General features: G+C 51.1%; 9 protein-coding genes, 2 pseudogenes and 1 riboswitch. Of the genes and pseudogenes, 9 read left to right on the top strand and 2 right to left on the bottom strand.

Annotated features, from left to right (window positions below; all coding sequences use genetic code 11):
- Nucleotides 1–248 precede the first annotated feature (248 nt).
- The 3 genes and pseudogenes from EQY_RS0109110 to oxyR form a co-directional block, all read left to right on the top strand.
- Nucleotides 249–758 (top strand): annotated as a pseudogene (locus EQY_RS0109110) (enolase C-terminal domain-like protein); the annotation flags it as partial.
- A gap of 66 nt (nucleotides 759–824) precedes the next feature.
- Nucleotides 825–2108 carry an MFS transporter gene (locus EQY_RS0109105; protein ID WP_000382178.1) on the top strand — a complete coding sequence of 428 codons (1284 nt, stop codon included), beginning with the start codon at nucleotides 825–827 and terminating at the stop codon, nucleotides 2106–2108.
- A gap of 251 nt (nucleotides 2109–2359) precedes the next feature.
- Nucleotides 2360–3277: a DNA-binding transcriptional regulator OxyR gene (oxyR, locus tag EQY_RS0109100; RefSeq protein WP_001025936.1), complete on the top strand. Its 918-nt coding sequence runs from the start codon at nucleotides 2360–2362 to the stop codon at nucleotides 3275–3277.
- Here oxyR and sthA read toward each other — a convergent pair.
- Nucleotides 3260–4660, bottom strand: a complete 1401-nt coding sequence (sthA, locus tag EQY_RS0109095; protein ID WP_001120810.1) for a Si-specific NAD(P)(+) transhydrogenase — start codon at nucleotides 4658–4660, stop codon at nucleotides 3260–3262. The genes oxyR and sthA overlap by 18 nt on opposite strands.
- Before the next feature lie 329 nt (nucleotides 4661–4989).
- Between sthA and EQY_RS0109090 the strand changes: the two genes are divergently transcribed.
- From EQY_RS0109090 to EQY_RS0109075, 4 genes are all read left to right on the top strand, one after another.
- Nucleotides 4990–6156, top strand: coding sequence for a M20 aminoacylase family protein (locus tag EQY_RS0109090; RefSeq protein WP_000569581.1), 1167 nt, complete (start codon nucleotides 4990–4992; stop codon nucleotides 6154–6156).
- A 42-nt stretch (nucleotides 6157–6198) separates the two neighbouring features.
- On the top strand, nucleotides 6199–7515 hold the full coding sequence (locus EQY_RS0109085; RefSeq protein ID WP_000125449.1) for a citrate-proton symporter: 1317 nt from the start codon (nucleotides 6199–6201) through the stop codon (nucleotides 7513–7515).
- A 103-nt stretch (nucleotides 7516–7618) separates the two neighbouring features.
- On the top strand, nucleotides 7619–8269 hold the full coding sequence (gene fabR / locus EQY_RS0109080; RefSeq protein WP_123007655.1) for an HTH-type transcriptional repressor FabR: 651 nt from the start codon (nucleotides 7619–7621) through the stop codon (nucleotides 8267–8269).
- Nucleotides 8269–8628, top strand: coding sequence for a YijD family membrane protein (locus EQY_RS0109075; RefSeq protein ID WP_000806411.1), 360 nt, complete (start codon nucleotides 8269–8271; stop codon nucleotides 8626–8628). Before fabR ends, EQY_RS0109075 begins: the two co-directional genes overlap by 1 nt.
- 39 nt (nucleotides 8629–8667) lie before the next feature.
- Here the strand turns inward: EQY_RS0109075 and trmA are convergent, their stop codons facing one another.
- Nucleotides 8668–9768, bottom strand: coding sequence for a tRNA (uridine(54)-C5)-methyltransferase TrmA (gene trmA / locus EQY_RS0109070; protein WP_000186992.1), 1101 nt, complete (start codon nucleotides 9766–9768; stop codon nucleotides 8668–8670).
- A 113-nt stretch (nucleotides 9769–9881) separates the two neighbouring features.
- A riboswitch (cobalamin riboswitch) is annotated at nucleotides 9882–10072 on the top strand.
- Between the two features lie 65 nt (nucleotides 10073–10137).
- On the opposite strand from trmA, the gene btuB reads away from it, so the two are divergent.
- Together btuB and EQY_RS0109060 are read left to right on the top strand one after the other, a co-directional pair.
- Nucleotides 10138–11982: a TonB-dependent vitamin B12 receptor BtuB gene (btuB, locus tag EQY_RS0109065; RefSeq protein WP_024212481.1), complete on the top strand. Its 1845-nt coding sequence runs from the start codon at nucleotides 10138–10140 to the stop codon at nucleotides 11980–11982.
- Nucleotides 11927–12203, top strand: a pseudogene (locus tag EQY_RS0109060) (glutamate racemase); the annotation flags it as partial. The gene btuB and the pseudogene EQY_RS0109060, both read left to right, overlap by 56 nt.

The raw sequence follows: 12203 nt of genomic DNA, 5'->3' as shown, positions 1-12203 counted from the left end.
TAATGGCTGGCCTGCATGTGCAAGATGAGTGAACTGCTGGAAAGAAACGACTACGGGAAAGAACCATTACCGCGATGGTATTGCGGTATCAAAATTCATTCATAGCGACGTATTTGGCTTTTAATTAGTATTGCCGCCTTTTTTTCTTTTTTATCGCTTAAACAGGTACTAAATCTTGGACTATGTAGATGGGGTCATAGCAAAATAGTATTTTATAATCATTTAGTTACCTTTTATTTACTTCTTCCTGGATGGAAGATCCGACGCCTGCCGAGAATCAGGAATGTTTCCGTTTGATTCGCCAGCATACCGTGACGCCGATTGCGGTCGGTGAAGTGTTTAACAGTATCTGGGACTGCAAGCAGTTAATCGAAGAGCAGTTAATTGACTATATTCGCACGACGATTACCCATGCAGGCGGTATTACCGGGATGCGGCGGATTGCCGATTTTGCATCGCTTTATCAGGTACGTACCGGTTCGCATGGCCCTTCAGATTTATCGCCTGTTTGTCATGCGGCGGCGCTGCATTTTGACCTATGGGTACCAAATTTTGGCGTTCAGGAGTACATGGGCTATTCCGAACAAATGCTTGAAGTCTTCCCGCATAGCTGGCGCTTCGATGAAGGTTATATGCACCCAGGCGATGAACCGGGGCTGGGTATTTCTTTCGATGAGAAACTGGCGGCGAAATATCCGTATGACCCGGCGTATCTCCCCGTCGCACGACTGGAAGATGGCACATTGTGGAACTGGTAATAACGGTTCGCTTAATTATTTTCTGAATAGTCATCAAATCGATTAATTCCGCTCAAGGAGCTAAAAATGGACGTTGATGTGTCAACCAGTGTTGCGGGTAATAAACCGCAACGGATTCGTCGTATTCAGACAGTGACGCTGGTTTTATTATTTATGGCGGGGATCGTTAATTTCCTCGACCGTTCGTCACTGAGTGTGGCAGGCGAAGCGATTCGTGGCGAGTTAGGATTATCGGCGACAGAGTTTGGCGTTTTGCTTTCTGCATTTTCTCTGTCTTATGGTTTTTCACAACTTCCTTCCGGTATTTTGTTAGATCGTTTTGGTCCACGAATAGTATTAGGCGCAGGTTTGATATTCTGGTCATTAATGCAGGCATTAACAGGAATGGTTAATTCTTTTAGCCACTTTATTTTAATGCGTATTGGTCTGGGTATTGGCGAAGCGCCATTTATGCCAGCGGGGGTGAAATCTATTACCGACTGGTATGCACAAAAAGAACGCGGCACGGCGCTGGGAATTTTTAACTCATCTACCGTTATCGGTCAGGCCATCGCGCCTCCTGCTCTTGTATTGATGCAGTTGGCATGGGGCTGGCGGGCGATGTTCGTTATCATCGGCGTAGCGGGGATTCTGGTTGGGATTTGCTGGTACGTGTGGTATCGCAACCGGGCGCAGTTTGTCCTGACCGACGAAGAACGGACGTATCTCTCCGCGCCGGTTAAACCGCGTCCACAGCTGCAATTTAGCGAGTGGCTGGCGCTGTTTAAGCACCGGACAACCTGGGGGATGATTTTAGGTTTCTCTGGGGTTAACTATACCGGTTGGCTCTACATCGCGTGGTTACCCGGTTATTTGCAGGCCGAGCAAGGTTTCAGTCTGGCGAAAACGGGCTGGGTGGCGGCGATTCCTTTCCTCGCGGCGGCGGTCGGGATGTGGGTTAACGGTATTGTTGTCGATCGACTGGCGAAAAAAGGCTACGACCTGGCGAAGACGCGTAAAACGGCTATTGTCTGCGGTTTGATGATGTCGGCATTAGGAACGTTGCTGGTCGTGCAATCTTCCTCGCCTGCGCAAGCGGTGGCGTTTATCTCAATGGCGCTGTTCTGCGTGCATTTTGCGGGAACATCTGCATGGGGACTGGTTCAGGTGATGGTGTCAGAAACAAAAGTGGCTTCCATCGCCGGGATTCAAAACTTTGGTAGTTTTGTCTTTGCTTCCTTTGCTCCGATCGTAACCGGCTGGGTGGTGGATACCACGCACTCGTTTAATCTGGCGCTGGTTATCGCGGCCTGTGTGACCTTCACTGGTGCGCTGTGTTACTTCTTTATCGTCAAAGATCGCATTGAGTAAGTATTGCAGCCTGGCCCTCCGCTGGAGGGTCGGAAGAAATAAAAAAAAGCGGATCCTGGAGATCCGCAAAAGTTCACGTTGGCTTTAGTTATTCGAGTTGAGAAACTCTCGAAACGGGCAGTGACTTCAAGGGTTAAAGAGGTGCCGCTCCGTTTCTGTGAGCAATTATCAGTCAGAATGCTTGATAGGGATAATCGTTCGTTGCTATGCTACCTATCGCCATGAACTATCGTGGCGATGGAGGATGGATAATGAATATTCGTGATCTTGAGTACCTGGTGGCACTAGCCGAACACCGCCATTTTCGGCGTGCGGCAGATTCCTGCCACGTTAGCCAGCCGACGCTTAGCGGGCAAATTCGTAAGCTGGAAGATGAGCTGGGCGTGATGCTGCTGGAGCGAACCAGCCGTAAAGTGTTATTCACCCAGGCGGGAATGCTGCTGGTGGATCAGGCGCGTACCGTGCTGCGTGAGGTGAAAGTCCTTAAAGAGATGGCAAGCCAGCAGGGCGAGACCATGTCCGGGCCGCTGCACATTGGTTTGATTCCCACGGTCGGGCCTTACCTGCTACCGCATATTATCCCGATGCTGCACCAGACCTTTCCAAAGCTGGAAATGTATCTGCATGAAGCGCAGACCCACCAGTTACTGGCGCAACTGGACAGTGGCAAGCTCGACTGCGTGATCCTCGCGCTGGTGAAAGAAAGCGAAGCATTCATTGAAGTGCCGTTGTTTGACGAACCAATGTTGCTGGCTATCTACGAAGATCATCCGTGGGCGAACCGCGAATGCGTACCGATGGCCGATCTGGCAGGGGAAAAACTGCTGATGCTGGAAGATGGTCACTGTCTGCGCGATCAGGCGATGGGCTTCTGCTTTGAAGCCGGGGCGGATGAAGATACACATTTCCGCGCCACCAGTCTGGAGACGCTGCGCAACATGGTGGCGGCAGGTAGCGGGATCACTTTACTGCCTGCGCTGGCTGTACCGCCAGAGCGCAAACGCGATGGCGTTGTTTATCTGCCGTGCATTAAGCCGGAACCACGCCGCACTATTGGCCTGGTATATCGTCCAGGCTCACCGCTGCGTAGTCGTTATGAACAACTGGCAGAGGCCATCCGCGCACGAATGGATGGCCATTTCGATAAAGCGTTAAAACAGGCGGTTTAAGCCGTTTAGTGCCGCTACCCGATAGGCTTCCGCCATGGTCGGGTAGTTAAAGGTGGTGTTAACGAAGTACTCAATGGTGTTGCCGCCACCTTTCTGTTCCATAATCGCCTGACCGATATGAATAATTTCGGCAGCGCGCTCGCCAAAGCAATGAATCCCAAGAATCTCTTTTGTTTCCCGATGGAATAAGATTTTCAGCGTACCCACGTTCATGCCGACGATTTGTGCGCGTGCCAGATGTTTAAACTGGGCGCGGCCCACTTCATATGGCACTTTCATCGCGGTCAGCTGCTGTTCGGTTTTGCCCACAGAGCTGATTTCCGGGATGGTGTAAATGCCGGTAGGGATATCTTCAATCAGATGTGCGGTGGCTTCACCTTTCACCAGCGCCTGCGCGGCAATGCGCCCCTGGTCATAGGCTGCCGACGCCAGACTCGGATAACCAATCACGTCGCCCACCGCGTAAACATGCGGCTGTGCGGTCTGATACATGCTGTTGACCTTCAGCTGTCCGCGGCTGTCAGTTTCCAGCCCAATGTTCTGTAACGCCAGCGAATCGGTATTACCGGTACGACCGTTGGCATAGAGCAGGCAGTCAGCTTTCAGTTTTTTACCCGACTTCAGATGCATGATCACACCGTCGTCACAGCCTTCGATCTTCTCGTACTCTTCGTTGTGACGAATCACTACGCCACTGTTCCAGAAGTGATAGGAGAGAGAATCTGACATCTCTTGATCGAGAAATGCCAGCAGGCGATCGCGGGTGTTGATCAGATCCACTTTTACATCCATACCGCGGAAGATCGACGCATATTCACAGCCGATCACTCCAGCACCATAGATAAGTACATGGCGCGGTTCGTGGTGCATGCTGAGAATTGAGTCGCTGTCGTAAATGCGTGGATGGGTGAAATCAACATCTGTTGGATGATATGGACGAGAGCCGCAGGCAATAACAAATTTTTCAGCGGTTAGTGTTTCGACGCTGCCGTCCGGGCAATCCAGCGCCAACGTATGCTCGTCAACAAAGCGAGCGTTCCCCTGCAATATTTCACAGTGATTACGTTCGTAAAATCCCTGACGCATGCGCGTTTGTTGATTAATCACGTTATCGGCATGGTTAAGGATATCGGCAAAAGAAGAGCGGAGCAGTCGGGAATGGTCGCTGTATAGTGGGTTTTGATTGAATTCTATAATGCGGCTGACGGCGTGACGGAGAGCTTTCGACGGGATGGTGCCCCAGTGGGTGCAACCGCCGCCAACATTTTGATAACGCTCGATAACTGCGACGCGCGCACCTTGCTTAACCAGGCCCATTGCAGCGCCTTCGCCGCCGGGGCCGGAACCTATTACTATGGCATCGTAATCGTAGGAATGTGGCATGGTAGGGCTTACCTGTTCTTATACATAAAAGCAACAGAATGGTAACATTTTATCGCGGGTAAGCCAATTGATCCCCGTCATTAATCTGGCTATAGCGTGAGCGGCCTTTGCTTTGTCTGCCCCCTTCTTAACCCATTTATTTACTATTAATCGCTTTTTCTTATGGCTTATAGTTTTATCTTGCCGAAGCGTGCTTTTTTGTTATTGTCTTTGTGAAATTTTCTTATAAAACAAATATATAAATATTTTATATTGATGGGATATTTGTATTTATACCATCAATAAAATCCGTCAATTAGCCTGTTTATCTATAAATAAGGGAATAGCAGATGATCGAACACTATATTCGTGGGTTTGAGGAAGAACTGCGCGAGATTCGCCATCAGATCCATGAAAACCCGGAGCTGGGGTTACAGGAGTTTCAAACCAGTGCGTTGGTAGCAGAAAAGCTGCGCCAGTGGGGCTATGAGGTAGAGCAAGGGCTGGCGACGACCGGCGTGGTTGCCACCTTAAAAGTGGGCGACGGAGAGAAAAGTATTGGTTTGCGGGCGGATATGGATGCGTTACCGATTTATGAAAATAGCGGCAAACCCTGGTCCAGCAAACAACCTGGTTTGATGCACGCCTGTGGGCATGACGGGCATACCACAATATTGCTGGGTGCCGCGCGCTATCTTGCCGAAACCCGCCGCTTTAACGGCACGTTGCGTCTCATCTTCCAGCCAGCTGAAGAGATGATCAACGGCGGTGAGATTATGGTTAAAGAAGGTCTTTTTGACCGTTTCCCCTGCGATGTGATTTTCGGTATGCACAATATGCCGGGTCTGCCGGTTGGCAAGTTTTACTTTCAGCCAGGGGCGCTGATGGCGTCAATGGATCAGTTCCACATTACGGTTCGTGGCTGTGGTGGACATGGTGCGATTCCCCACAAAGCCATCGACCCGGTGCTGGTCGCGGCACATATCACCACCGCATTACAAAGTATTGTGTCGCGCAATGTCGATCCGCTGGAAGCGGCGGTCATTACCGTTGGCAGCATTGTTGCGGGTGAGGCTGCTAACGTCATTCCAGATAGTGCTGAGATGAAAATCAGCGTCCGCTCGCTTAGCCGTGAAACCCGGCAACTTCTTCTGACCCGTATTCCTGCTCTGGCACAAGCCCAGGCAGTCAGCTTTGGCGCTACGGCTGATGTGACGCATGTTAACGGCACTCCGGTGTTAGTGAATGATGAGGCGATGGCGAGATTTGCCTGCCAGGTGGCCTGTGAAACGTTTGGTGAAGACAGGGCGGAGTTTGGCATCAAGCCTCTGATGGGCAGTGAAGACTTCTCTTTCATGCTGGAAGCCCAGCCAAAAGGCGCTTTCCTGTTGTTCGGTAATGGTGATGTCGGGGAAGGTTCCTGCATGGTGCATAACCCCGGGTACGACTTCAACGATGCAAGTCTGGTGCCGGCAAGTAGCTACTGGGGCGCGCTGGTGGAAGCCTGGTTGCAATAAATAAAACAACACACAACAACACTTTCTGGCAAGGAATATGGAATGACGGCGATCGTAAATGAATCGGTGGGCGTAAAGAAAAAGCCCAGCGGTAAGCGGGTGATTTTTGCCTCGGCGTTTGGCAATGCGCTCGAATTTTTTGATTTTGGCGTTTACAACTTTTTTGTGGTCTATATCAGTACACTTTTCTTTCCTCCCAGTGCCGATCATAACGTTGCGCTGTTACTGGCATTTGCGACTTTTGGCGTGAGCTTTTTTATGCGCCCGCTTGGTGGGATTATCGTTGGCGCCTGGGCCGATCGTTTCGGACGCAAACCCGCGATGGTGTTCACCATTGCCCTGATGAGCCTCGGTACACTGATGATCGGCATCGCGCCGACCTATGCGACGGCGGGCTATTGGGGAACGGCAACGCTGGTGCTGGCGCGTCTGATCCAGGGCGTTGCGGCAGGTGGTGAAGTCGGCGCCTCAATGTCTTTGCTGGTTGAGTCTGCGCCGGCAAATCGTCGCGGCTTTTACAGCAGTTGGTCGCTGGCGACCCAGGGGCTGGCAACGACCTTTGGTGGCATCGTCGCTTTAGGGTTGAGTGCATGGCTGCCGTTTGCCACAGGTTCAGAGACCGTAATGGCGGAATGGGGCTGGCGAGTGCCGTTTTTTATTGGTGTGCTGTTAGCACCCATCGGTTGCTGGCTGCGCCTGAGTCTGGAAAATGATGCGCCTGAAGTGGCGAATAAGAAGAGTGCTGCTGCCAGCGAAAGTACGTTTTCCCTGCTTCTGCAACATAAAGCGACTCTCGCTAACGGTGTTTTACTCGCGATTGGCAGTACGGTAGCAACCTATATCTCCCTCTTTTACTACGGCACCTGGGCGGCGAAGTATCTGGCGATGCCTCAACATTATTCTCATGCAGCGATGTTACTGGCGGGCGTTATTACTTTTGTGGGGGCGCTGCTGGTGGGGATGCTGTGTGATTCGGTCGGGCGTAAAAAGCTGATTTTAATCTCCCGTGTGATGGTGCTTCTCTGTAGCTGGCCTTCGTTCTGGCTGTTGGTGAATTACCCAAGCCCTGGCATGTTGCTGACGGTGGTTTTCGTGATGGTCAGCTTTACTACGCTTGGCGGTGTGCCGGTAATGTTGTTGATTTCCGAACTATTGCCGAAACGGATCCGGGCATTGGGCTTCGCGCTGGTTTATAGCATTGGTGTGGCAATTTTTGGTGGTTTTGCACAATATTTCGCCACGCAATCTATCGTGTTACTGGAGAGTCTGACGGCTCCGGCGTGGTATCTGGGCGGCGGCACGTTGCTGTCGATGCTGGCGTTGTTGTTTGTGAAAGAACCAGCCAAAGAGCTGCAGTAAATGTGTTTTATTGCGTTACCGTTCATTCACAACACTGGAGCAATCCAGTATGTTCATTCTCTGGTATAGTGCCAGCAGTACTTTTGGCAAGGATTCAGACATTGTGATGGGCGTAAGAGCGCAACAAAAAGAAAAAACCCGCCGTTCGCTGGTGGAAGCCGCATTTAGCCAATTAAGTGCTGAACGCAGCTTCGCCAGCCTGAGTTTGCGTGAAGTGGCGCGAGAAGCGGGCATTGCTCCCACCTCTTTTTACCGGCATTTCCGCGACGTAGACGAACTTGGTCTGACCATGGTTGATGAGAGCGGTTTGATGCTGCGCCAACTCATGCGCCAGGCGCGTCAGCGTATTGCCAAAGGCGGGAGTGTGATCCGTACCTCGGTCTCCACATTTATGGAGTTCATCGGTAATAATCCGAACGCCTTCCGGTTATTATTGCGGGAACGCTCCGGCACTTCCGCTGCGTTTCGTGCCGCCGTTGCGCGTGAAATTCAGCACTTCATTGCGGAACTTGCGGACTATCTGGAACTCGAAAACCACATGCCTCGTGCGTTTACTGAAGCGCAAGCCGAAGCAATGGTGACGATTGTCTTCAGTGCGGGTGCCGAGGCGTTGGACGTCGGCGTCGAACAACGTCGGCAATTAGAAGAGCGACTGGTACTGCAACTGCGAATGATTTCGAAAGGGGCTTATTACTGGTATCGCCGTGAACAAGAGAAAACCGCAACTATTCCGGGAAATGTGAAGGACGAGTAATGAAACAAGCAAATCAAGATAGAGGTACGCTGCTGCTGGCGTTGGTTGCTGGCTTATCGATCAATGGTACGTTTGCGGCGCTGTTTAGCTCCATTGTGCCATTTTCTGTATTCCCGATTATTTCTCTGGTGCTGACGGTTTACTGCCTGCATCAACGTTATCTTAATCGCACCATGCCGGTAGGCTTGCCGGGGCTGGCTGCCGCCTGTTTTATTCTCGGTGTTCTGCTGTACAGCACGGTGGTTCGTGCGGAATATCCGGATATCGGTTCTAACTTCTTCCCGGCAGTGCTGTCCGTCATTATGGTGTTCTGGATTGGCGCGAAGATGCGTAACCGTAAGCAGGAAGTTGCTGAGTAATCACTAACATGCCGGATGCTGGCGCATCCGGCATGGGTTTTACTTCGCCGTCAGTAACACGCCGCACTCCATATGGTGCGTGTAGGGGAACTGATCAAACAGAGCCAGACGTTCAACTTTGTGCGTCTGGCTTAATGTTTCCAGATTCTTGCATAACGTTTCCGGGTTGCAGGAGATGTACAAAATACGCGGATACGCCTGCACCATTTTCTCGGTTTCACTGTCCAGACCGCTGCGCGGCGGATCGACAAAAATGGTTTCGCACTGATAACTCTTTAAATCGATCCCTTGCAGGCGGTTAAACTCGCGCACACCATTCATCGCCTGGGTAAACTCTTCCGCCGCCATACGAATAATTTGTACGTTATCAATATGGTTAGCAGCAATATTGTATTGCGCGGCAGCGACCGATGGCTTAGCGATTTCGGTAGCTAATACTCGATCAAAATTGCGCGCCAGAGCTAATGAAAAATTACCGTTGCCGCAGTACAGCTCCAGTAAATCACCTTTTGAACCTTTGGTTACATCCAGCGCCCATTCCAGCATCTGAATATTCATCGCCGCGTTCGGCTGAGTGAAGCTGTTCTCCACCTGACGGTAGATCATCTCTTTCCCTGCAACCGGCAGACGTTCGTCGATGTAATCTTGATCCAACTCGATTTTGGTTTTTGTTGCCCGACCAATCAGATGCACATTCAGATTCTGCGCTCGCAGTGCATCGCGCAGGGCTTCTGCCTGCTGGCGCCACTCGTCATCCAGCTTTTTATGGTACAGCAGAGAAACGACCGCCTGATTGCTTAGCGTGGTGAGGTAATCAATCTGGAACAACTTGTGGCGCAGAACGGGATTATTGCGCACACCCGCAATCATCGCGCCCATCAACTGGTTGATAAGTTCACTGGCGGCGGGGAAGCTATCCACGCGGATGCGGCTTTTGGTTTGTTGATCGAAAATGATGTGATACAGGTCATCGCCATCGTGCCAGATGCGGAACTCTGCACGCATCCGGTAATGACTGACCGGCGAGCGAAAAACTTCCGGAACCAGGTCAGAAAACGGCGCCATCATACTTTGCAAACGTACCACTTTTTCGGCTAACTGCGCTTCATACTGTTCTGTTGGAAGGTGTTCGGGGGTCATGATGTATCCTGAAAATGAAATGTACGCGGCGATTGTAGGGATTGCTCATCAGATGTCCAGATCTTGATAGATTCCTATTTGTGAGCTACGTCTGGACAGCAACTTGTTACAACCTGTAGCATCCACTCGCCGGTCCTGTGAGTTAATAGGGAATCCAGTGCGAATCTGGAGCTGACGCGCAGCGGTAAGGAAAGGTGCGATGATTGCGTAATGCGGACACTGCCATCCGGTGGGAAGTCATCATCTCTTTGTATCCTCAGATACCCCTCCAAGCCCGAAGACCTGCCGGCTAACGTCGCATCTGGTTCTCATCATCGCGTAATATTGGTGAAACCTGCGGCATCCTTCTTCTATTGTGGATGCTTTACAATGATTAAAAAAGCTTCGCTGCTGACGGCGTGTTCCGTCACAGCCTTTTCCGCTTGGGCACAGGATACCAGCCCGGATACTCTCGTCGTTACTGCTAACCGTTTTGAACAGCCGCGCAGCACTGTGCTTGCACCAACCACCGTTGTGACGCGTCAGGATATCGACCGCTGGCAGTCGACCTCGGTCAATGATGTGCTGCGCCGTCTCCCTGGTGTGGATATCACCCAAAACGGCGGTTCAGGTCAGCTCTCATCTATTTTTATTCGCGGTACAAATGCCAGTCATGTGTTGGTGTTAATTGATGGCGTCCGCCTGAATCTGGCAGGGGTGAGTGGTTCTGCCGACCTTAGCCAGTTCCCTATTGCGCTTGTCCAGCGTGTTGAATATATCCGTGGGCCGCGTTCCGCCGTATATGGTTCCGATGCAATAGGCGGGGTGGTGAATATCATCACGACGCGCGATGAACCCGGAACGGAAATTTCAGCAGGGTGGGGAAGCCATAGTTATCAGAACTATGATGTCTCTACGCAGCAACAACTGGGGGATAAGACACGAGTAACGTTGTTGGGCGATTATGCCCATACTCATGGTTATGATGTTGTCGCTTATGGCAATACCGGAACGCAAGCGCAGCCAGATAACGATGGTTTCTTAAGTAAAACGCTTTATGGCGCGCTGGAGCATAACTTTACTGATGCCTGGAGCGGCTTTTTGCGCGGCTATGGCTATGATAATCGTACCAATTATGACGCGTATTATTCTCCCGGCTCGCCGCTGCTCGATACCCGTAAACTCTATAGCCAAAGCTGGGACGCCGGGCTGCGCTATAACGGCGAACTGATTAAATCACAACTCATTACCAGCTATAGCCATAGCAAAGATTACAACTACGATCCCCATTATGGTCGTTATGATTCGTCCGCAACGCTTGATGAGATGAAGCAATACACCGTTCAGTGGGCAAACAATGTCATCGTTGGTCACGGTAGTATTGGTGCGGGTGTCGACTGGCAGAAACAGACTACGACGCCGGGTACAGGTTATGTTGAGGATGGATATGATCAACGTAATACCGGCATCTATCTGACCGGATTGCAACAAGTCGGCGATTTTACCTTTGAAGGCGCAGCACGCAGCGACGATAACTCACAGTTTGGTCGTCATGGAACCTGGCAAACCAGCGTCGGTTGGGAATTCATCGAAGGTTATCGGTTTATCGCTTCTTATGGTACGTCGTACAAGGCACCTAATCTTGGGCAACTCTATGGCTTCTACGGTAATCCGGATCTGAACCCTGAGAAAAGCAAACAGTGGGAAGGGGCGTTTGAAGGCTTAACTGCTGGAGTGAACTGGCGTATTTCCGGATACCGTAACGATGTTAGTGACTTGATCGATTACGATGATCACACCCTCAAATACTACAACGAAGGGAAAGCGCGGATTAAGGGCGTCGAGGCGACCGCCAATTTTGATACCGGACCGCTGACGCATACGGTGAGTTATGATTATGTCGATGCGCGTAACGCGATTACCGACACGCCGTTGCTACGTCGCGCTAAACAGCAGGTGAAATATCAGCTTGACTGGCAACTGTATGACTTCGACTGGGGTATTACTTATCAGTATTTAGGCACTCGCTATGACAAGGATTACTCATCTTATCCTTATCAAACCGTTAAAATGGGCGGTGTGAGCTTGTGGGATCTTGCGGTTGCGTATCCGGTCACCTCTCATCTGACTGTTCGTGGTAAAATAGCCAACTTGTTCGACAAAGATTACGAGACAGTCTATGGCTACCAAACTGCAGGACGGGAATACACCTTGTCTGGCAGCTACACCTTCTGAACCACGTCCCACCGTGCTGGTGTTTGACTCCGGCGTCGGTGGGCTGTCGGTCTATGACGAGATCCGGCGTCTCTTACCGGATCTCCATTACATTTATGCTTTCGATAATGTCGCTTTCCCGTATGGCGAAAAAAGCGAAGCGTTTATTGTTGAGCGAGTGGTGGAAATTGTCACTGCGGTGCAAGAGCATTATCCCCTTGCACTGGCTGGGGGGGGCTGCC

It is taken from the genome of Escherichia sp. TW14182 (genome assembly GCF_000208525.1).
Taxonomy (GTDB): domain Bacteria; phylum Pseudomonadota; class Gammaproteobacteria; order Enterobacterales; family Enterobacteriaceae; genus Escherichia; species Escherichia ruysiae.
This window is presented reverse-complemented; position numbering and strand designations above follow the sequence as displayed.

Bases quoted from the DNA above. Each gene is read 5' to 3' on its own strand.
- EQY_RS0109105 (WP_000382178.1), top strand. From the start codon at position 825: ATGGACGTTGATGTGTCAACCAGTGTTGCGGGTAATAAACCGCAACGG.
- oxyR (WP_001025936.1), top strand. From the start codon at position 2,360: ATGAATATTCGTGATCTTGAGTACCTGGTGGCACTAGCCGAACACCGC.
- sthA (WP_001120810.1), bottom strand. From the start codon at position 4,660: ATGCCACATTCCTACGATTACGATGCCATAGTAATAGGTTCCGGCCCC.
- EQY_RS0109090 (WP_000569581.1), top strand. From the start codon at position 4,990: ATGATCGAACACTATATTCGTGGGTTTGAGGAAGAACTGCGCGAGATT.
- EQY_RS0109085 (WP_000125449.1), top strand. From the start codon at position 6,199: ATGACGGCGATCGTAAATGAATCGGTGGGCGTAAAGAAAAAGCCCAGC.
- EQY_RS0109075 (WP_000806411.1), top strand. From the start codon at position 8,269: ATGAAACAAGCAAATCAAGATAGAGGTACGCTGCTGCTGGCGTTGGTT.
- trmA (WP_000186992.1), bottom strand. From the start codon at position 9,768: ATGACCCCCGAACACCTTCCAACAGAACAGTATGAAGCGCAGTTAGCC.
- btuB (WP_024212481.1), top strand. From the start codon at position 10,138: ATGATTAAAAAAGCTTCGCTGCTGACGGCGTGTTCCGTCACAGCCTTT.